The organism is Pantoea sp. B_9 (assembly GCF_008632015.1).
In the GTDB taxonomy this organism is placed as follows: domain Bacteria; phylum Pseudomonadota; class Gammaproteobacteria; order Enterobacterales; family Enterobacteriaceae; genus Pantoea; species Pantoea dispersa.
This window is the reverse complement of record NZ_VWVL01000001.1, coordinates 1,309,589-1,329,651: the sequence shown is the minus strand read 5'-3', so window position 1 is coordinate 1,329,651 and position 20,063 is coordinate 1,309,589. Positions and strand designations below refer to the sequence as shown.

General features: G+C 57.9%; 23 protein-coding genes. 15 read left to right on the top strand and 8 right to left on the bottom strand.

Going from position 1 to position 20,063, the window contains the following annotated elements; all coding sequences use genetic code 11:
• Positions 1-18 precede the first annotated feature (18 nt).
• Both F3I21_RS06440 and yniD read left to right on the top strand, forming a co-directional pair.
• A complete protein-coding gene (locus F3I21_RS06440; protein ID WP_021313986.1) occupies positions 19-447 on the top strand; it encodes an OsmC family protein in 429 nt (142 codons plus the stop codon).
• Between the two features lie 79 nt (positions 448-526).
• Complete coding sequence (yniD, locus tag F3I21_RS23320) at positions 527-634, top strand: small membrane protein YniD (RefSeq protein ID WP_021507251.1); 108 nt, start codon at positions 527-529, stop codon at positions 632-634.
• A gap of 111 nt (positions 635-745) precedes the next feature.
• Here yniD and F3I21_RS06435 read toward each other — a convergent pair whose 3' ends face one another.
• Positions 746-985 carry a hypothetical protein gene (locus F3I21_RS06435; protein WP_021507249.1) on the bottom strand — a complete coding sequence of 80 codons (240 nt, stop codon included), beginning with the start codon at positions 983-985 and terminating at the stop codon, positions 746-748.
• Positions 986-1,096: 111 nt separating this feature from the next.
• On the bottom strand, positions 1,097-1,267 hold the full coding sequence (locus F3I21_RS23165; protein WP_190286072.1) for a hypothetical protein: 171 nt from the start codon (positions 1,265-1,267) through the stop codon (positions 1,097-1,099).
• A gap of 211 nt (positions 1,268-1,478) precedes the next feature.
• Here F3I21_RS23165 and F3I21_RS06430 point away from each other — a divergent pair, with 211 nt between their 5' ends.
• The 5 genes from F3I21_RS06430 (at position 1,479) to F3I21_RS06410 (ending at position 5,352) form a co-directional block, all read left to right on the top strand.
• Positions 1,479-1,664: a hypothetical protein gene (locus F3I21_RS06430; protein ID WP_021507248.1), complete on the top strand. Its 186-nt coding sequence runs from the start codon at positions 1,479-1,481 to the stop codon at positions 1,662-1,664.
• Between the two features lie 208 nt (positions 1,665-1,872).
• On the top strand, positions 1,873-2,181 hold the full coding sequence (locus tag F3I21_RS06425; RefSeq protein WP_031279665.1) for a PTS sugar transporter subunit IIB: 309 nt from the start codon (positions 1,873-1,875) through the stop codon (positions 2,179-2,181).
• A gap of 88 nt (positions 2,182-2,269) precedes the next feature.
• Positions 2,270-3,586, top strand: a complete 1,317-nt coding sequence (locus tag F3I21_RS06420) for a PTS sugar transporter subunit IIC (protein ID WP_150058513.1) — start codon at positions 2,270-2,272, stop codon at positions 3,584-3,586.
• Positions 3,586-3,900: a PTS lactose/cellobiose transporter subunit IIA gene (locus tag F3I21_RS06415; RefSeq protein WP_010618140.1), complete on the top strand. Its 315-nt coding sequence runs from the start codon at positions 3,586-3,588 to the stop codon at positions 3,898-3,900. Before F3I21_RS06420 ends, F3I21_RS06415 begins: the two co-directional genes overlap by 1 nt.
• 12 nt (positions 3,901-3,912) lie before the next feature.
• The gene (locus F3I21_RS06410; RefSeq protein ID WP_058757993.1) at positions 3,913-5,352 is read left to right on the top strand and encodes a glycoside hydrolase family 1 protein; all 1,440 of its coding nucleotides are present in this window, start codon (positions 3,913-3,915) and stop codon (positions 5,350-5,352) included.
• A gap of 51 nt (positions 5,353-5,403) precedes the next feature.
• Here the strand turns inward: F3I21_RS06410 and F3I21_RS06405 are convergent, their stop codons facing one another.
• A complete protein-coding gene (locus F3I21_RS06405) occupies positions 5,404-6,783 on the bottom strand; it encodes an NAD-dependent succinate-semialdehyde dehydrogenase (protein WP_150058512.1) in 1,380 nt (459 codons plus the stop codon).
• 152 nt (positions 6,784-6,935) lie between these two features.
• Between F3I21_RS06405 and F3I21_RS06400 the strand changes: the two genes are divergently transcribed.
• Complete coding sequence (locus tag F3I21_RS06400) at positions 6,936-7,820, top strand: LysR substrate-binding domain-containing protein (protein WP_150058511.1); 885 nt, start codon at positions 6,936-6,938, stop codon at positions 7,818-7,820.
• Here the strand turns inward: F3I21_RS06400 and F3I21_RS06395 are convergent.
• Together F3I21_RS06395 and F3I21_RS06390 are read right to left on the bottom strand one after the other, a co-directional pair.
• Complete coding sequence (locus F3I21_RS06395; protein WP_150058576.1) at positions 7,815-8,834, bottom strand: LacI family DNA-binding transcriptional regulator; 1,020 nt, start codon at positions 8,832-8,834, stop codon at positions 7,815-7,817. The two genes, F3I21_RS06400 and F3I21_RS06395, sit on opposite strands and share 6 nt — an antisense overlap.
• A 93-nt stretch (positions 8,835-8,927) precedes the next feature.
• Positions 8,928-9,575: a CPBP family intramembrane glutamic endopeptidase gene (locus F3I21_RS06390; protein ID WP_021507241.1), complete on the bottom strand. Its 648-nt coding sequence runs from the start codon at positions 9,573-9,575 to the stop codon at positions 8,928-8,930.
• A gap of 534 nt (positions 9,576-10,109) precedes the next feature.
• Here F3I21_RS06390 and F3I21_RS06385 point away from each other — a divergent pair.
• Both F3I21_RS06385 and F3I21_RS06380 read left to right on the top strand, forming a co-directional pair.
• Positions 10,110-10,409, top strand: a complete 300-nt coding sequence (locus F3I21_RS06385; RefSeq protein WP_058758053.1) for an I78 family peptidase inhibitor — start codon at positions 10,110-10,112, stop codon at positions 10,407-10,409.
• A gap of 250 nt (positions 10,410-10,659) precedes the next feature.
• Positions 10,660-10,977 (top strand): hypothetical protein, encoded by a 318-nt coding sequence (locus F3I21_RS06380; protein ID WP_021507239.1) that lies wholly within the window; start codon positions 10,660-10,662, stop codon positions 10,975-10,977.
• Between the two features lie 12 nt (positions 10,978-10,989).
• Here F3I21_RS06380 and F3I21_RS06375 read toward each other — a convergent pair whose 3' ends face one another.
• Positions 10,990-11,241: a biofilm development regulator YmgB/AriR family protein gene (locus F3I21_RS06375; protein WP_021313231.1), complete on the bottom strand. Its 252-nt coding sequence runs from the start codon at positions 11,239-11,241 to the stop codon at positions 10,990-10,992.
• Positions 11,242-11,635: 394 nt separating this feature from the next.
• Here F3I21_RS06375 and F3I21_RS06370 point away from each other — a divergent pair, with 394 nt between their 5' ends.
• Positions 11,636-12,934: a multidrug efflux MFS transporter gene (locus F3I21_RS06370; RefSeq protein ID WP_058775196.1), complete on the top strand. Its 1,299-nt coding sequence runs from the start codon at positions 11,636-11,638 to the stop codon at positions 12,932-12,934.
• Here the strand turns inward: F3I21_RS06370 and F3I21_RS06365 are convergent.
• Entirely contained in the window at positions 12,867-15,953 is a 3,087-nt protein-coding gene (locus F3I21_RS06365; RefSeq protein WP_150058510.1) for a beta-galactosidase, read from the bottom strand. The genes F3I21_RS06370 and F3I21_RS06365 overlap by 68 nt on opposite strands.
• A gap of 486 nt (positions 15,954-16,439) precedes the next feature.
• Positions 16,440-16,592 carry a hypothetical protein gene (locus F3I21_RS23160; RefSeq protein ID WP_155519908.1) on the bottom strand — a complete coding sequence of 51 codons (153 nt, stop codon included), beginning with the start codon at positions 16,590-16,592 and terminating at the stop codon, positions 16,440-16,442.
• A gap of 18 nt (positions 16,593-16,610) precedes the next feature.
• Here F3I21_RS23160 and iraP point away from each other — a divergent pair, with 18 nt between their 5' ends.
• The 4 genes from iraP (at position 16,611) to F3I21_RS06345 (ending at position 20,040) form a co-directional block, all read left to right on the top strand.
• Positions 16,611-16,865 carry an anti-adapter protein IraP gene (iraP, locus tag F3I21_RS06360; protein WP_021507236.1) on the top strand — a complete coding sequence of 85 codons (255 nt, stop codon included), beginning with the start codon at positions 16,611-16,613 and terminating at the stop codon, positions 16,863-16,865.
• An 85-nt stretch (positions 16,866-16,950) separates the two neighbouring features.
• The gene (locus F3I21_RS06355; protein ID WP_058775199.1) at positions 16,951-17,256 is read left to right on the top strand and encodes a PsiF family protein; all 306 of its coding nucleotides are present in this window, start codon (positions 16,951-16,953) and stop codon (positions 17,254-17,256) included.
• 199 nt (positions 17,257-17,455) lie between these two features.
• Positions 17,456-18,367, top strand: a complete 912-nt coding sequence (lpxO, locus tag F3I21_RS06350; RefSeq protein ID WP_150058509.1) for a lipid A hydroxylase LpxO — start codon at positions 17,456-17,458, stop codon at positions 18,365-18,367.
• Between the two features lie 146 nt (positions 18,368-18,513).
• On the top strand, positions 18,514-20,040 hold the full coding sequence (locus F3I21_RS06345) for an FAD-dependent oxidoreductase (RefSeq protein WP_150058508.1): 1,527 nt from the start codon (positions 18,514-18,516) through the stop codon (positions 20,038-20,040).
• Positions 20,041-20,063: the final 23 nt, after the last annotated feature.

Here is a 20,063-nt window from a genome sequence, read left to right as displayed (position 1 = left end):
ACTAACAGGAGGAATGACATGACCATTCATAAGAAAGGATCGGCCCATTGGGAAGGCGACATCAAAGGCAAAGGCACGGTTAGCACTGAAAGCGGCGTGCTCAGCAACCAGCCATACGGTTTTAACACCCGTTTTGAAGGCGAGAAGGGCACCAATCCGGAAGAGCTGATTGGCGCGGCACACGCCGCCTGCTTCTCCATGGCGCTGTCGCTGATGCTGGGCCAGGCCGGTCATCCACCGAAAAGCATCGACACCACCGCCGATGTTTCACTGGACAAAAAGGGCGACGGCTTCGCCATCACCAAAATTGCCCTCAACAGCACCATTGCGCTGCCGGGCATCGATGATGCCAAATTTGATGAAATCATTCAGAAAGCCAAAGCCGGCTGCCCGGTGTCTCAGGTGCTGAATGCCGAAATCACCCTCGACTATACGCTGAATAATTAATCGCCCTCACGGGTGACCAGCGGTAGACTATACGATGCGCCTGCGGGCGCATCGTTGCTTTCTGCTGTCTGGAGGAAACGTGGCAAAAAAACTGGCTGCGACAAAACACTGGAAGATGATTGTGGTGTTGCTGTGCATCTGCGGCGCGCTGATGCTGATTCGCTGGGCGGCGATGATATGGGGCTAAAGGATTGGGTATGCCGCCACAAGCTCGGGGTGCTGGTGATGATTATTCTGGTGCTGGAACTGGTGCACTACCTGCTGACGGCCTCGTGGCTGCCGTGGCAGTTCTGACGTCTCAGGCATATTCGCCGTCATGCTCATGCTGGCGCAGATTGCGCACGCTGCTGCGCGCAATGCGGTAGGCCTTGCGCGGATCGCCCGCAACAAATTCAAAGGTGGGCGAATAGTAAAACGGCAGCCAGCCGCCGAAGCCGCTCTCCCACTCCCAGCGCACCGGACAGGGCCAGAGAATGCCGTCATACAAAATGTAATAAACCCAGCGTCCGTTGGGACGACGGGGGCGAGTTTTTTTCATGGGATTCACAACTGTAATAGTGTAAAGCAGCTTATATTTTGAACGCTGCGGGCCCAGGTTGCAATGCCGCCTGGCTGTTTTTTATGCAATTGATGACGTACTGGCACCGAATTAACGGTGCACTTCCCCACAAAGCAGCACCACGTTCGGCCGGACTTTATGGATGCGATCGGCCATCTCTTCGCAGGCCACTTTCGTGGGGTAAATCCGCTCCGACACCGGCAGGGCATCACAGGCATCGTGGCCGCAGGCGCTCACTAACAAGACAAAACCAATCAACATAACCGACTCCTTCTGCACCATTCCCGTGGTACGGAATGCGTGGCTGTGTGTTCCTTTTTTTGATCCAGTATAGCTAAACGCCTCAGGCGTCAATGAACAGCCTGAGCGGCTTTTTTGTCCGAACAGAATGATGATAACCAGCGCCGCGCCCATTAGCAGCACAATCTGGGCTAAACTGTGCGGCACTGACAACAATAAGGAGTGATATCTGATGTCTCATGAAATTGCCCATCCGGCCAGCAGCCCAAAACAGGCCGCCCTGCAACTGGTCATCGAACTGGTGCGCGCCGGTAAACTGAGCCCGCTGCACGGCGATGCTTCCAATATGATCTCCATCTACGAACAGTTCAAGGCACACTTCGAAGCCGACAAGCAAAAAGATTCCGCCATCTCCTGACGTTCTGCCCCCGGTGGCGCGCTGTGTCTGGCCGCGCCACTGTTCCTCGACTTTCACATAATATCTTCCGTTTATTATTGCATCCCGATTAAATTTGCAGTGCGCTTTTTGATATTTCTCACAGATCCGTAACGCAAATCTGAAACCGGTTGCAGAAAATCTTTAGCGCGGGTATTCGTTAATTAAACCCCACACTGAGGATTGAATGATGCCAAAGATTCTACTCTGCTGCGCCGCCGGGATGTCCACCAGCATGGTGGTGCAGAAAATGGAGAAGGCCGCCAAAGAGAAGGGCGTCGAGGTTGAGATAAAAGCCGTTGGCATTGAAGAGTTTAACGATCAGATCGCGAACTTTGACTGTTGTCTGCTCGGGCCGCAGATTAAATACAAACTGGCGGACTTCCAGCCGCTGGCGCAGCAGCTAAATAAGCCTATCACTGTGATTAATAGCATGGATTACGGCATGATGAATGGCGCGAAAATATTAGATGATTCGCTAAAGCTGATTCACGCCTGACGATTGTTCCGAAAATAAAATAATTGTTTACGCCTGTGCGCCAATGCACAGGCTTATTCTGTTGTTGCCTGATGCAAGGAGCTCGCCGATGAGCAGCATAAGCGAATCGTTATTTGGTGTGATTGAAAACCGCATCAGCCCGCTGGCCGGACGCCTCTCCAGCCAGCGCCATGTGATTGCCATCCGCGATGGATTTATCGCCTCGATGCCGTTTCTGATTGTGGGCTCGTTTATGCTGCTGTTTGCCCATCCGCCGTTCTCAGCTGACAGCTCATGGGCGTTTGCCCAGTGGTGGCTCGGTATGGTGCGCGCGCATGAAGCGCAAATCATGATGCCGTATAACATGACCATGGGCATCATGGCACTGTATATCGCCAGCGCCATCGCCTATAACCTGGCGAACAGCTACAAGATGAACGGCTTTATGGCGGCCAGCCTGGCGCTGATGGCGTTTCTGGTGGTGGCAGCGCCACAGAGCAACGGCACGCTGCCGGTTGGCTCACTCGGCGGCGAGGGCATTTTCACCGCGATTCTGGTGGCGCTGTTCGCCACTGAGCTGATGCACTTCCTGCAAAAGAACAACATCGGCTTTAAGCTGCCGGAGCAGGTGCCGCCCAAAATTCGTCAGTCGTTCGATCTGCTGATCCCGATCATCGCCATCTTCATCACGCTGTTTCCGCTCAGCCTGTGGGTGCAGGCGCAGTTTGGCCTGCTGCTGCCGCAGGCGATCATGGCGCTGTTCGCCCCGATTATCTCCGCCTCGGATTCGTTACCGGCGGTGCTGGTGGCGGTGCTGCTGTGCCACATGCTGTGGTTCGCCGGCATTCACGGTGCGGTGATTGTCGGCGGCATTCTGCAGGCGTTCTGGCTGACTAACCTCGGCCTCAACCAGCAGGCGCTCAACGCCGGTGAGCCGATCACGCACGTGTTTATCGAGCCGTTCTGGCAGTTTTTCATCGTTATTGGCGGCTCCGGTTCCACCATGGGGCTGGTGCTGCTCTACCTGCGCAGCCGCTCGGCGCATCTGCGCTCGATTGGCAAGCTGAGCATTGTGCCCAGCATGTTCAACATCAACGAGCCGGTCATCTTCGGTTCGCCGGTGGTGATGAATCCGATTCTGTTCATTCCGTTTATCTGCGCGCCGTTAGTCAACGCCACGCTCGCCTGGACAGCCACCAAAACCCACCTGATTAACCACGTGGTGTCGCTGGCCCCCTGGACCACGCCGGCACCGATCGGGGCGGCCTGGTCGACCGGCTGGGACTGGCGCGTCATCGTGCTGATTGCCGTGCTGGTAACCATCGCCACGCTGATTTACTACCCGTTTTTCAAAATTTATGAGCGGCAACTGCTGCAGCAGGAGCTTGAGCAGGCCGCCGCAGCGCAACCGGTTAAGGAGGCATGATGGAAATTGATGAGAGCACGGTCATGGAACTGATTATTCAGGCGGGAGAAGCGCGCTCCTGCTCGATGGAGGCGCTGCGCGCGGCGCGGCGCAAAGAGTGGCCACGCGCCGATGCGTTGCTGAGCGAAGCCAGCGAGGCGGCCAGAGCCGCGCACCGTATCCAGACCGAATTGATTGGTGCCGACGAAGGCTGCGGCAAAATTCCGGTCAATCTGATCATGGTGCATGCGCAGGATCATCTGATGAACGCCATGCTGTGCCGTGAACTGGCGGAAGAGATCATCCAGCTGCGGCGCGAGCTGGCTGCGGACTAACAAGGAGGCAGTATGCAACATCCTAACCCCGGTGCGTTTCCGCACGGCTTTCTGTGGGGCGCTTCAACCTCGGCGTATCAGGTTGAGGGTGCCTGGAACGAAGACGGCAAAGGGCCGTCGGTGATCGATAAAGGCCATTTTCCTGAGGGGATGACGGATTTCACCGTCACCAGCGATCACTATCATCGCTTCCGGGAAGATATCGCGCTGCTGGCGGAGCTGGGCCTGAAAACCTATCGCTTCTCCATCGCCTGGAGCCGCATCTATCCGCAGGGAGACGGCGAGCTGAATCCGGCGGGCATTGCGTTTTATCAGCAGCTGATTGATGAAATTTGCCGCCACGGCATTGAGCCGCTGGTCACGCTCTATCACTTTGACCTGCCGTGGGCGCTGCAGCAGGATGGCGGCTGGTCAAACCGGCGCACCGTGGCCGCTTTTGAGCGCTTCGCCATCACCTGTTTCGAGCACTATGGCGACCGGGTGAAATACTGGCTGACCATCAATGAACAGAACATGATGATCCTCAAAGGCGAGGTGATTGGCACGCTGCCAGCCGGCACGGTGGATGCGCAGAAGACGCTGTATCAGCAGAACCACCATATGATGCTGGCGCAGGCCAAAGCGATGATTGCCTGTCACCAGCGCTTGCCGCAGGCCAAAATTGGCCCGGCACCGAACATCTCCTGTATCTATGCCGCCAGCGCCAGACCGGAAGATGTGCTGGCCGCCGATAACTTTTCAGCGATCCGCAACTGGCTCTACCTCGACCTGGCGGTACACGGCCATTACAACAACGTGGTGTGGGCGTTTCTGCAGCAGCGCGGCTGGCTGCCGCACATTGAGGCGGAGGATATGGCGACCATCGCCGCCGGCCAGCCGGACTTTATCGCCTTCAACTATTATGCATCGGCCACCGTCAGTGCTGACATGCCTGAGGTCGCGCGCGGTGAGCTGAACAGCAAGCAGCAGGCCGACCAGCAGATGGCCGGCATCGACAAATCAGTGTACGTCGGCTGCAACAATCCGCATCTGCAGCAGAATCAGTTTGGCTGGTATATCGATCCGGTCGGTTTCCGCATTACCGCGCGCGAGATCTACGCGCGCTATCGCCTGCCGCTGATTGTGACAGAAAACGGTCTCGGTGCGTTCGACACGCTGGAGGCGGGCAACAAAGTGTATGACGACTATCGCATCGCCTATCTGCGTGAGCATATCGCCCAGCTGCGGCTGGCAATTGCCGATGGCGTCGAGCTGTTTGGCTACTGTCCGTGGTCGGCCATCGATCTGGTCAGCACCCATCAGGGCATCAGCAAACGTTACGGCTTTATCTACGTTAACCGCGATGAACACGATCTGCGCGATCTGGCGCGCTATCGCAAGAAGAGCTTTTTCTGGTATCAGCAGTTGATCCGCAATAACGGCGCACAGCCTGATGCGGAGGTGGAATACTAACGCGCGGTGCGGCGGCATCCCGGCTGGGTCGCCGCCGCACCAGCAGCGTGATTAGCGGTGTTGTCCCGCCATCAGCACATATTTTACCTGCACATACTCTTCAATACCGTAATGGCCGCCCTCGCGGCCGTAGCCGGAGTGCTTGATACCGCCAAACGGCACTGACGCCGTACCGACTGAGCCGGAATTGAGGATCACCATGCCGGCTTCCAGTTTTTTCGACAGGCGGAAAGCGCGGCCAACGTCACGCGTCCACGCATAGGCCACCAGACCGTATTCGGTGTCGTTAGCGCAGCGAATCACCTGCTCTTCATCACTGAAACGGTACAGGGCAAATACCGGTCCGAAAATCTCGGTGTTGTGCACGGCAAACGAGGCGTCCAGATCGCACAGGATGGTGGGTTCATAGAACAGCCCGCCCTTCGCGTGTGGCTTACCGCCGAGGCGCAGCGTCGCCCCCTGTGCTACCGCATCATCCACCAGTGCGGTGACTTTATCGAGCGCCATGCGGTTAATCAGCGGGCCAACCACAAATTCCTGCTGCATACCCTGATCGACACGGATCTCACTGACTGTTTTCACCAGTTGCTGCACAAAGGCATCGTAAATCGCGTCATGCACAAAGATGCGGTTAGGCGAAATACACACCTGGCCGGAGTTACGCAGTTTGGCGCTGACCAGCCCGGCCACGCTCTCTTCCAGCGGGCTGTCGGCGAACACGATAAACGGCGCGTTGCCGCCCAGCTCCATGGTCATCTTTTTCAGCGTGGCCCCGCACTGCTGCGCCAGCAGTTTGCCGACGCGGGTAGATCCCGTGAAGGAGATTTTGTGGATGCGCGTATCGCTGGTAAAAGCTTCGCCGATGACTTGCGGATCGCCAGTCACCATCTCAAACACGCCAGCGGGAATACCAGCCTGACGTGCATACTCCAGCAGTTTATACGCGGTAAGCGGCGTCTCTTCTGCCGGTTTGATGATCATGGTGCAGCCCGCGGCCAGCGCGGTAGCGATTTTGCGGGTGATCATCATAAACGGGAAGTTCCACGGCGTGATGGCCGCGGTCGGGCCGACCGGTTCTTTTACCACCAGCACGGAGGCGTTAGCATCGTGCGACGGCAGGGTATCACCGTTGACGCGTTTGGCCTCTTCCGCATACCACTCAATAAAGCCGAGACCGTACTCGATTTCGCCCAGCGCTTCGCTCAGGCATTTGCCGTTCTCCCTGACCATCAGTTCAGCAAACAGGTGCTTATCGGCGCGTACCAGATCGTACCAGCCACGCAGCAGGTCGCTGCGCTGTTTCGCGCTTTTTGCCGCCCATGCCGGAAACGCGGCACAGGTGCGATCGATAGCGGCCGCGACCTCGTCGTGGCGCATGAACGGTGCTTCGCCGACGAGGCTGCCGTCGGCAGGATTGGTGACTTTAATCATTCCAGTGTGCTCCAGTGTCAGAATCAATGTGACAACCTGGCAGTCAGCGCTATCGGGCTGGCTGCCGCTGTGCAGAAATGATGCGCGTCTGGCCTTTTCGCCACAATCGATTAAAATTGCTCCATCATTGAGAAAAACTGAACGGTTAACTGATGCGTGATTTGCCACCCCTGAATGCCTTGCTGGCGTTTGAATATGTCGCCCGTAGCGGTAGCGTGCGGGCAGCGGCTGATGGCCTGTCGGTGACGCCAGGCGCGGTGAGTCGTCAGATTCGTCTGCTGGAAGAGTACTTTGGCACGGCGCTGTTTCAGCGTCAGGGGCGCGGGCTGGTACTGACGCTGCCCGGCAATGCCTATTTTCTGCAAATCAGCCAGCACCTCGACGGTATTCGCCAGGCGAGCGCCACGCTGCAGCGCAATGCCGGCCGCACGGTCATCCGGCTGCACTCCTTCACCACCTTCGCCACCCGCTGGCTTATTCCGCGGCTGGCACAGTTTCAGCTGGCGCATCCGGCGATTGACGTGCGCCTGACGACCGCGTCGGAATGGGACGATACGGTGGATTGCGACGCAGCGATTCGGCTTGGTGACGGTACGTGGCCGCAGCAGCACGCCACGCCGCTGGTGAAAAACGTGCTGGTGCCGGTGTGCCGTCCGACGGCTGACCGGCGCGCCAGCATGCATCTGGCCGGGCTGGCGCAGCATACCCTGCTGCTGGTGCGCGGACGTCCTGATGACTGGCAGCGCTGGTGCGAAGCATTTGGCGTGGAAATGGACGCGCTGCCGCACCGGCGGCAGATGGAAAGTTCGGCGCTGGCCTATCAGGCCGCCCTTGAAGGGCAGGGGATTGCGCTGGCGCAGCGCGTGCTGGTGGAAGCGGAGCTGAAGGCGGGCACGCTGATCGCCATGGAGGATTACCAGCTGGACTGTGGCCGGCACACCTATTACCTGGTGCGCCCGCAGGAGAGCGTTAAGGCTGCTACGCTACAGCAGCTGGAGCAGTGGCTGATCACGCAGGATGCTGGCGAGGCGTTATGAGCGGCGAAACGGTCCATCGGCCACGGAAGCGCGCTCAATCAGCCGTCCGCTGAACGGCGGCAGGGGCGCAATCGCTTCGCCCTCGAGCATCGCCACCAGCTGCGCCAGCGTGTGCTGAATCATTTCCGCCACCGGCACGTGAACCGTCGTGAGCGGCGGCAGGAAAAATTCGGCCATGCGAATATCATCAAAGCCCATCAGCGATACATCCTGCGGCAGCCGTTTGCCCGCCGCATTCAGCGCCAGCGCGGCACCAATCGCCATATCGTCATTGCTGGCCATCAGCGCGCTGAACGGTACGCCGGCACTCAGCAGCTGGCGTGCCGCCGCCTGACCACTCTCCGGCGTCCACGCGCCCGGCAGTACGCGCTCTGCGTCATAAGGCAGCTGATGATCGGCCAGCGCCTGCTGATAGCCAGCCAGACGCGCGGCGGCGGTGGGCGATCCCGCCAGTCCGGTGATAAACGCGATGTCATGGTGACCGCGCGTAATCAGGTAGTTCACCGCATCGCGGGTATTCTGCTGGTGCGAAGCCCAGACGCAGTTCGCCGCGTGCTGCGTCAGACGGCGGTTAACCACCATGATCGGGATATCGTGCTGGTCGATGATCGCTTCCAGCGCGGCGGTGTCGAGAAAACGCGGGTAGATAATGATGGCGTCGCAGCGCAGATCGAGCAGAAACTCAATTGCCGCGCGCTCATCGTCAGCGCTGGTTTTGCCATCGGCGAGGATCAGCTGGCGGCCATAGTTATTGGTCAGCGTGGCCGTCTGGTACAGCAGCTCGCTGAAATAGGGGCCGTTAAACAGCGAATGGGTGACGATCAGGCCGATATTCTGCGATTTTTGCGTCGCCAGACTGCGCGCCAGCAGATTCGGGCGGTAGCCGGTTTCTTCAATCGCCTGAAACACTTTCTGCTGCGTGGATTTGCTGACATAGCGGTTGCCCGCCAGCACGCGCGACACGGTGGCTTTAGAAACGCCCGCTTTGCGGGCCACATCCAGCATAGTAATCATCAGCGCTTCGACCATCATTCCTGCAGGCTAAAAAGCGATAGTACCTGAAAATGCAGGGAAATTAATGGCATCGTTAGCAAACAGTGAGGGGGATCAGGCGTAGAACCAGGCGGGCAGGATGGCGATCAGGTTATTCAGCGTATGCAGAAAAATCGGCAGCGCCAGGCTGTTGCTGCGCAGACGCGCGTAGCACAGCAGCAGCGAGAACAGCGTCAGCGCAACGATGGTTTCCCAGTGCACGTACTGCGTGTGCAACGCGGCGAACAGCAGCGATGTGAGCAACATGCAGGCAAAACGGCTTTTGGGCGCCCACAGCAAAAACGCCTGCAGCAGAAAGCCGCGGAACAGCACCTCTTCAAACACCGGCGCCAGCAGCACGGCGGTGAGCAGCAGAATCAGCATTGAGCTGCGTCCCTGCTGGCTCTGTTCAATCAGCCAGCCTTCCGGCTGCAGGAACTGCGTCTGCGCCACCATCAGCACAAACAGCGCGCCGATAAACAGCAGTGCCTGGCCGGGACGTAGAAAGCCCAGAGGAATGTCGCTGCGGCGCTGGCAGTAGAAACGGTACAGGGGATAAATCACGGCAAATTCAAACAGGCACAGCACTGGCACCAGCAAGCCGTTATTGCGCAGCGTCCCGTAATTGGGAAACAGCGTAATCAGCATGGTCACGAGGTAATAAACCACAAAGCTACCGACGTAAAACAGGGTCAACGTAACTTTGTCGGATTGGGTGTCCATAGGCGACTCAGCGGGCAGAGGAAGACGCATAGTAGCAACGGCGATCGGTGCTGTCGAGGTGCGTTTGCGGAGATTTTCACCGGTTCAGATACGTCACAATCGCGGCGCTAACCGACCGCCTCATCGCAGACGATGCGCGGCATGGTAGCTTGCGCTTTCATCGCTGACGAGCAGGCGGAGAGGGCATCGAATCACTTATCTGGCGCGGAGGATGCCGCTGGCACCGTTTGGTGCACAACGGCAGAGAGAAAATTAACGAGGCTTAACGCACCCGGACGGCCACGAAGGTCATCACGATGGCGAAGCCGATAAAAATAGCCAGTTCCATCATTATCTCCTCAGAAAAGTCTTAGATAATTGTAGCGTCTGCCCGGGTGATTTTTAGACACAGCGTGCGATTAATCCGAAAATGTGAGCAGGAAATCGCGCCTTTTGTCACGCAATGCGACCAGTCTGCTGGAAAAATTTTCGCATCGGCGGCACGCTTTGTTACTCTCAGGAACCCGCTTGTTCATTATCCAGGAGGAGAAAATTGTGAACCATTATGGAAAAGCGCTGCTGCTGACGGCGATGCTCGCCTTAACGGCCTGTCAGTCAGCCAGTAAAACTGACAGCAGTCACGCCGTCAGCCACGATCCGGAAACCGACCAGTGCGGTGCCTCGCAGTATCAGAACTACCTCGGTCAGCCGCTGAGCGCGCTTGATACCCAGCGCTTTGCCGTACCGGTGCGCGCGATTCCGTGGAACGGTGCCGCCACCATGGACTTCAATCTGCGCCGCCTGAATTTCCTCGGCGATCAGAACGGGAAAATTTCCCGGGTTTACTGCGGGTAACACCAAACGGACACGGCATTGTCATCGGGCTGTCACGGCGGCGGGCGAGGATAGCTGCGCATTACGGAGATTTCCTCGTCACTCTCGAATATGCAATGCTCGTCTTGTTTCTTCCCGCTACGGCGGGAATTTTTTTCGCTATAACCTGCCTGCTGCGCCATATTGCCCCCGCCAAAGCGCGCGTTTAATCGCGGTTCTGCGGCGTCAGGCGTACAGGCAGCAATAACAGACTGACCTTACAGGAGTGACGATGAAATACCTGACCCGAACGCTGTGTTTGACGCTGCTGCTCAGCCCGCTGGCGCAGGCCTCAAGCGAGGCGGCATGGCAGCAGCACGATAAAAACCTGCAGCAGGCATGTGTGCAGGCCAGCGGTCTGAAAGCGGTGAAAGTGGTGGGCAAGCCGATCATGTACGACGACAGCGTTGGCTACGATGCGCTGTTGCTGGAAGGCCGCTATCCGCAAAAGCACATGAAAAATCAGCTGGGGCGGGAACTGTGCCTGTATCAGCGTCAGAGCGGTAAAGCAGTGGTCAGCGAAGCCGACCAGCTGCGGGTGGTGAAATAATCTCCGGGGCCGCTATTTTTGCGGCCCTGCTTCTAACAGCTGCGCCAGCAGGTTGCGGTAACTCTGCAGGCGCTGTTCATCGCCTTCCACTTCCAGCCGGGTAATCACGCGGGCAATCACCGCTTTATTGGTGGCGGGCTGGCCATCATCCATCAGCTCGCGCATGATGGCGGCCAGCAAATCGCTCTCGTGCGGCGCGTGCCAGGCGGGGCTGTTGAAATAGTCGGTAATCGCCCGACTGGCGCTGTCATGGTGCGTTCTCATAGCCGACCTCCGCAGAGACAACGAAGCCTGCCACCCTCGACGGGCAGCAACTGAAAACCTGAATTAAGCATGCGGACTGTCCAGGACGGGCAGCGCCTCGCCAGTGATGACTGGTGATTTTTTAAACATAGATGCGGTGTGGAATATTGTCAGTAACGAATCGTCATATTTTTTCACGTTTGCCGTCTCTCGCGATGCGCTTATCGGGCCTTAGGCCAGGTAACCGCACATAAAGACACTACAAAAGTGAGACATCGCCCTATTTGCTGTGAGCAGAATCACGCCCGGCAGCGAAAAACTGCGTTTTCATCCGCATGCCATGTTTTGCCGTCCGGTAATGTTACGAGGTTGTTAGACTGAACCCTCGTTTCATTTTTTTCTGACATCTGCGCTCATGCTACGCTCCATCGAATCCTGGAAGATCAATCTGATATCCGTCTGGTTTGGCTGCTTTTTTACCGGCCTGGCCATTAGTCAGATCATTCCTTTCCTGCCGCTTTACGTGGAAGAGCTGGGTATCCGTGGCGGCAACGCGCTCAGTATCTGGTCAGGCCTGACCTTCAGTGTCACCTTTATTGTTTCTGCCGCCGTGGCGCCGCTGTGGGGCAGCCTTGCCGATCGCAAAGGGCGCAAGCTGATGCTACTGCGCGCTTCGTTTGGCATGGGCGCGGTGATTCTGCTGCAGGCGTTTGTCACCCAGGCGTGGCAACTGTTGCTGCTGCGCGCGCTGATGGGACTGACGTCCGGTTATATTCCCAACGCCATGGCGCTGGTGGCCGCGCAGGTGCCGCGTGAGCGCAGCGGCTGGGCGCTGAGCTGCGTGTCGACCGGACAAATTGGCGGCGTGATCCTCGGGCCGATGATTGGCGGTCTGCTGGCTGACTGGCTGGGCCTGCGCATGGTGTTTATCGTTACCGCGGTACTGCTGATGGTCAGCTTTCTGGTGACGCTGTTTCTGATTAAGGAGACCGGCTACACGCCGGTGAGCAAGCAGGACAAACTGAGCGGACGCGAGGTGATGCGCAGCCTCGATAATCCACGCCTGATGTTCTGCCTGTTCGTCACCACCATGGTGATTCAGATGTGTAACGGCTCGGTGAATCCTATCCTGACGCTGTTCGTGCGTGAGCTGGCGCCGGATGCGCAGAATATCGCGTTTCTCAGTGGTGTGATTGCCGCGCTGCCCGGCGTGTCGGCACTCATCGCCGCACCGCGTCTCGGCAAACTCGGCGATCGCATCGGTACCCAGCGTATTTTGCTGGCGACCATGATCGCCTCGCTGCTGCTGCTGATTGCCATGTCGTTTGTCACCAGCGCCACGCAGCTGGGCGTCCTGCGCTTTCTGCTCGGCTTTGCCGATGGCGCGATGATGCCGGCGGTGCAAACCCTGCTGGTGCGTCATTCACGCGATAACGTCACCGGCCGTATTTTTGGTTATAACCAGTCGTTCATGTACCTCGGTAACGTCGCCGGACCGCTGCTGGGCGCAGCGGTCTCAGCCGCCACCGGTTACCGCTGGGTATTCTTCGCTACTGCGGTCGTCGTCCTGCTCAATGTGCTGTTGCTGCAGCGCTTCTATCGCCGGCCAAAAACCGAGCTGAAACCCCTTAGCCCGGCGGCCGCCACTAAGCCGGCTGACGCAGCGTCAGCGCATAGTGCCAGCGCCGCTGAGAAAGCAAAAACTCCGGGCTGACGCTCGGGCTCCACGAATCGTCGCCGCCGACGCCCATATGGAAGCCGTCGAGATGCAGCCAGCAGCCGGGTTCGTCCTGCAGCAAATGACGGTGCGAGGTGGCGCGCAGCTGCTCAAGGCTATGGCGGCTAAGCGAGAAGGCAAAGTCGCCGCTGATCTGCCAGCTGCCGCTATCCAGCTGGCGCGTGCCGCAGCGCAAGCCATTCTCACCCGGAAAGACGTAGCCGGTGCTGAGCGCCGCCAGCGGCAGCTGCCAGCGTGAAAACTGCGCCGCCAGCTGGCGATCCGGATAGTTTTCATGAGGCCCCAGTCCCAGCCAGCTCACCTGGTGCGGGACCTGAGCCAGCTGGCAGCGCAGGCCGATGCGCGCGGGCGGCGGCAGACCAGCGGCCTGTTGTACATCGACGCTGATAGTCAGTTCGCCATCGCCGCTGATGCCATAACGCTTATGGCTGGTAAACAGGTGCTGACCCTCACCCAGTACGCGATGCCAGGTTTCAATCTGCACGCCGTGCTGCAGGCTGTCGACCTGCATCGCCAGCAGCTCTGTTTGCAGCCGATCATAGCCCGCGCGTTTCCAGCGCTCGACCCAGGCGTTGGGGTCGATATTGGCAGCTTCGCTGGTGCCGATATCATTATCGATCGGTGCGCGAATAAAGCACTCCTCCAGCGGTGTCAGCATGGTTTCACGATCGTTCACCCACCACTGCAGCAGCGCGCCGCTGCGGCGACAGAAGTGCCAGCGCTGCGTGGGCAGCTCCACCGCCACCAGATTGTGATTGGTTTCCAGCTGGGGCGCGCAGGCGCTGAGCGGCGGCAACGTAACCGGCAGTGCGGCCGGCAGCGCCCACTGATCCCAGGCCACGCGATGATCCGCCTCAGACCAGGGCGTGGCGGCGATCTGATGCACCGCGAGGTTGAGCCACGCTTCACCCTGCAGCGTTTCAGGCGCGGGCACGGTAAAGGTGTGGCTGCCTTCGGCATCGAGATCCAGCACCCATTCACCGCGCGCGAGGGTTACACCGTCCTGCTCAATCCACCAGCGCAGCCGTTCGTTGTCGCTGCGGCGGAATAAATATTCGCTGGTGACGGTCACGCGATACGCATCGCCGGGATCGCGCGTAAACCGGAAAAACTGCTGGGCGCGCTGTGCTTCAAACAGCGCCGGATGCGGCGTGCGATCGGCAAACACCAGCCCGTTCATGCAGAACTGGCGATCGTTGGGCGTGTCACCGAAATCGCCGCCGTACGCCTGCCACGGCTGGCCGTGTTCGTCATAGCGCGTCAGGCTTTGATCGACCCAGTCCCAGACGAAGCCACCCTGCAGCCGCGGAAACTGGCGAAATGCCTGCCAGTATTTGGCAAAGCCACCAAAGCTGTTTCCCATCGCATGGGCGTATTCACACAGGATAAGCGGACGCGCTTCATCCGGCAGGCTGATCCATTTTTTCAGTGACCACTTCGGCACCGCCGGGAAGGGCTGGTCCTGATCGACGCGCGCATACATCGGGCACAGAATATCGGTGGCCGCCGTGTTGGCACCGCCGCCCTCATACTGTACCGGGCGCGTGCTATCGCTGCTTTTCACCCAGCGGTACAGCGCATCGTGCGTGCTGCCGTGGCCGGACTCATTGCCCAGCGACCAGATGATGATGCAGGCATGGTTACGATCGCGTTGCACCATGCGCGTTACGCGTTCGCTATAGGCGGCAAACCAGCGCGGGTCGTCGGAGAGGCGGTTCATCGGCTGCATGCCGTGCGTTTCGATATTGGCTTCGTCAACCACGTACAGGCCGTACTCATCGCATAGCCGATACCACAGCGGATGGTTAGGATAGTGAGCACAGCGCACCGCGTTAAAGTTGTGGCGCTTCATCAGTTCAATGTCCTGACGCATGCTGGTTTCATCCACTACCTGACCGCGCTCGGGATGGTGCTCATGACGATTAACGCCGCGTATCAGCAGCGGCTTGCCGTTGAGGCACAGCTGGCCGTGCTCAATGCTGACGCGACGGAAACCCACATCATAAGCTTCGGCTTCAATCACCTCGCCGGCATCATCAAGCAGCGTGACGACCGCGCGGTAGAGATGAGGCGTTTCGGCGCTCCACAACAGCGGTTGTAGCACCGGCAACACCAGCAGGGTACGTTCCGGATAGTGGCCACGTTCATCAATGATGGCGCTGCCCGGCGGCTGTTCGTGCTGCGCAATACAGTCGCCGTTGCGCCATAGCGTGACGCGTACCCGACACTGACTGAGCGGGCGCGTGCCGGCATGGATTTTGACACTCACCCGTAAATCGCCGCGCAGATATTCCGGGCTGAGCGCGGTTTCGATCTGCACATCGCTCAGGCGGGTGTCCGGTTTGTGCAGCAGCGTCACGTCGCGGAAAATGCCGCTCATGCGCCACATATCCTGATCTTCCAGATAGCTGCCGTCGCTCCAGCGCAGCACCATGACCGCCAGACGGTTGTTTCCCGGCTGCAGCGCGTGGCTGAGATCAAATTCGGCGGGTAAGCGGCTATCCTGCGAATAGCCCATCCACTGTCCGTTGCACCACAAATAAAAGGCCGAGCTGACACCATCGAAGATGATGCGCGTCTGCCCCTGGCTTAACCAGCCGTCATCAACTTTAAATGTGAGCGAGTAACATCCGGTGGGGTTCTCGCGTGGCACCAAAGGGGGATTGACCGGAATGGGATATTGCACGTTGGTATAAATGGGCGCGTCGTAGCCGTGCAACTGCCAGTTGGCAGGCACCGGCAGCGTTGCGGCGTCCGGTAAGTCCTGTAGCAGCCAGCTGTGCGGCACCGCTTCCGGCGCGGTAAAATAGCTGAAGGCCCACTGACCATTCAGCCGCTGCTGCGCAGGTGAGGGATGGCCATCGCGCGCGCTGACTTCATCGCGCCAGCTGGCAAACGGTGGATGCGCGTCCAGGCGATGCAGGCTGGTAATAACCGGGTTTTCCCAGTCACGGCGCGCCAGCACTTCACTCAGAGAAACAGCCGCTAAGGTCATAGTGAGATCTCATTAATTGTATTGCGCTCACATTGCGTGAAATGGCGTTAGCTGTAAAGACGCAGCGCGCAATTTTGTTACTGCGCGCACAGCGAGCAGCACTGACGTTTGCGGCACAGCGTTCGCTGTAACTTAAGCTGATGGATTGAGCGGTCTGTGAGGCTTTTTTAGCGGTTTCTTGCCACTAAAACGTTAAGCGTGGTGAGCAGGCATGAATAGCGCCGGGTTGCGGAGCATTCTGTATTGTCGTGTTAACCGCCGCTTCATACACTCAGCGCAATTTCAGCAACCTGAGGTCAATATGATCCGTATCGTTAAGCTCGCTGCTGTTGTAGCGCTGGTGTCCGCGTTAAGCGGTTGTCTTTTTCCGCCGCCGGGCGGCGGCGGAGGTTGGGGTGGTCCTGGCGGTGGCGGTCCCGGCCATGGGTATCAGGGTCCGCGTTAATTTAGCGCCAGTGCATAATTAATGCAGCGATGCGAAACGTTTTATCTGCGGCGTATTTTGTCAGTGAAACGTTTCGCCGTTATATATTGAATTTCAGCCACTTTTTTTACGCTTCGGCTAACCATTATTTTTCCTCTGGCCGGCAAAAATTCTTGTTGTTTTAATCCTGCCAATGCTAATTTTTGTTTTCCCATTCTGACTGAGTCCATCGCATGAAAAACCTGATTGCGGAACTCCTGCTCAAGCTGGCAGAAAAAGAAGAAGAGTCTAAAGAATTAGTGGTCCAGGTTGAGGCGCTGGAAATCGTGCTCACCGCCATGCTGCGCAGACTGGATGCCGCCCAGGTTAGCGACATCGCGGCGGGTATTGATCGCGCGATGCCGCCCGCCGCTTCCGTGCAGGAAAATCCGGACGCGCTGATGCTGCGCAATTACGTCGAAAAGTTGCTCAACCACCCGCGCGAATAATCCCGCCGTACGCGCATAGATTTTTTTCCGCTTTGCTTATTCCGTGCCATGCTTAACAGGCAATAATCACACGGAGAAACCGGCAATGAAATCGTGTCTTGTGGCAATAATGGCAGCAGGCCTGCTGCTGGCTGGCGGTGCGGGCGCGGCGGAGAAAACCGCGCAGCAGGAAAAAATGACGCTGTGTAATCAGCATGCAGGCGCGCAAAATCTGAAAGGCGATGCGCGTAAAAGCTTTATGAGCGAATGCCTGAAGAAAGACAGCAAAATGGGCAATATGACGCCGCAGCAGATGAAAATGAAAAGCTGTAATAACGAAGCAGGAGAGAAAAAACTCAGCGGCGATGCGCGTAAAACCTTTATGAGCAGCTGTCTGAAGAAGAGTGCTTAAACCTCTGGCGGCCTGCGGGCCGCTTTTTTGTGTCCGCACTCGCAGGGTTAACGCGCGAGGTATTTTTTCTGTCATAAACGGCACGCGTTGCCAAAACTTTACAAAATCCTTACATAAAATTCCATTTCTCCCCATCCAGTCTCTCTGACGCTTAACCGTGGACAGAGCGGCTTTACGTGCAACATAAGGAACCTGTTGTATGGTCGCTGCGATCATTATTGGTGTATTTATTATTAGTGTGCTTTACGCCCACTCACGCGGCGTGGAAAAGCAAAAGTTTTCCCGTCAGTTATTTGATCACTCCACTTTTATGGCGCCGATCAATATGTTTATGACCGGGCTGTCGCGACTGCCGGCTAAACAGCCCTATTTTCCGGTTGAGGATTTTCCTGAGCTGCGTCAGCTGACCGATAACTGGCAGGTGATTCGCGATGAAGCCATTCGCCTGCAGGATCACATTAAAGCGGCGCAGACGCATAACGATGCCGGATTTAATACCTTCTTCAAGCGTGGCTGGAAGCGTTTCTATTTAAAATGGTATAGCGATGCACATCCGTCAGCGCGCGAACTCTGTCCGGTAACCACCGAACTGGTGAGCAACATTCCCGGCGTTAAAGCGGCCATGTTTGCTGAACTGCCGCCGGGCAGCCATCTGGGCAAACACCGCGATCCTTATGCCGGTTCGGTGCGCTATCACCTCGGGCTGCAAACGCCGAACGACGATCGCTGCTTTATTGAAGTGGATCGTCAGCGCCACAGCTGGCGCGACGGTCAGGCGGTGATCTTCGACGAAACTTACGTGCACTGGGCGCAGAATGAAAGCGAGCAGACGCGTATCATCCTGTTTTGCGATATCGAGCGGCCAATGAAATGGCGCTGGGCGCAGGCGGTCAATCACTGGGTGGGCTCGACGTTAATGTCAGCAGCGGCGTCGCCCAACGACGAAAACGATCGTACCGGCTTCCTCAACCGCATCTTCAAATACGTTTATGCGCTGCGCGATGCCGGTCAGAACCTGAAGAAACGTAATCGCCGGTTGTATTACTGGGTCAAACATGGACTGATTGTGGCGATTTTCGCGCTGATCATCGTGCCCAGCGTGTTCTTGTGATCCTTTCGTGTCGCTTAAAACGGCGGTTTAACAGTCAGTTAACCGCCGTTTCGCTTTGTTTCTCCTGCTAAATCCTCACGCTTTGCCACACTTACTCTTTGTAAGGAATTGTCGTATCAGACGAATAACCCCGAAGGAGGCGAACCGTGAGCTATCAATCTGTCGTGGAACTCAAGGCGCTGGCGCAGCGTAAACCCACTAAAGTGACCGTCGGTGAAACGGATATGGTGCTGATTCGCGACGGCGACCGCGTGCAGGCGCTGCAGGCAAAATGTCCGCACGCGGGCGCCCCGCTGGAGCAGGGCGCAGTGTGCGGCGACAAACTGGTGTGTCCGTGGCATAAGGCGGTGTTTGAGCTGCGCGATGGCAAAATGTGCGAGCCGCTGGCGCTGGCCAATCTCAAACGTTATCCGGTGCGCATTGAACAGGGGCAGGTGCTGATCAATCCGCAGGCGATGTCGCCGGCCAGTGCGCCGGTAGCCCAGGGTGAAGCGCCGGTATGCGTGATTCTCGGCTCTGGCGCGGCGGGCAGTGCCGCGATCTGGACGCTGCGCGATGAAGGCTTTAGCGGCCGGATTGTGCGTATTGAGCGTGAAAGCGACGCCCCTTACGATCGCACCACGCTGAGTAAATTTGTCCCCTCCGGCAAGATGGCCATCGATGAGGTACCCAAGCTGCTGAAACAGGATGTGCTGGGCCCGGTGGTGTGGCTGCAGGGGGAGGTGGTGCAGCTGAAGGCGCAGGAGCAGACGCTGGTGCTGAAAGACGGGCAGCAGGTGAAGTTTGACCAGTTGCTGATCGCGACCGGCGGCGTGCCGCAGCCGCTTGATATCCCGGGCAAGGATCTGGATGGCGTGCACCTGCTGCGTTCACTGCGCCAGGCCGACGCGCTGATTTCTCAGGTGGATGAGGCGCAGCAGCTGGTGATTATCGGCAACAGTTTTATCGGTATGGAAGTGGCCGGTGCGCTGCGTAACCGCGACATAGATGTCACGGTGGTGGCGCGTCATCCGCTGCCGTTTGCCAGACAGTTCGGCGAAGAGATTGGCCACCATTTTTATGAGCTGCACCGCAGCAACGGCGTGAAATTTGTCGAGGGTGAACCGGAAGCACTGACCGGTGAAGGTGCAGTGAGTGGCGTGCGGCTCAAAGGTGGCAAAACCGTGCCAGCCAGCCAGGTGCTGTTTGCCACCGGCATTGTGCCGGCCACCCATTTTATTCACGACCTGCCTTTACAGAAGGATGGCAGCCTGCTGGCCGACAGTCAGCTGCGGGTCAGTGAAAACATCTGGGTCGCGGGGGATATTGCCAGCTATCTCACGCCGCGTGGCGTGCAGCGCATTGAGCACTATCGCGTGGCGCATCAGCAGGGGCGCATTGCCGCGCTGAATATGCTGGGCAAACGCATCATGTACGATCGCGTGCCGTTCTTCTGGACTGCGCATTACGGCACCCGCTATGAGTATCTGGGGCATGCAGAGGAGTGGGATGATTATCGCCTGCTGGGATCGCTGCAGGACAAACGCTTCATCGCTTTTTACTGCCAGCAGGGCATGATTGCGGCAGTGTGTTCAGCCGGCATGTATACGCTCACCGCCGCGCTGGTGCATGAGATGCAGCAGCCAATGACGCTGGAACAAGGCCTGGCGCTGTTTGAAGCGTATCAGGGTTAAGGTTCAAGTCCGCACCCAACAGT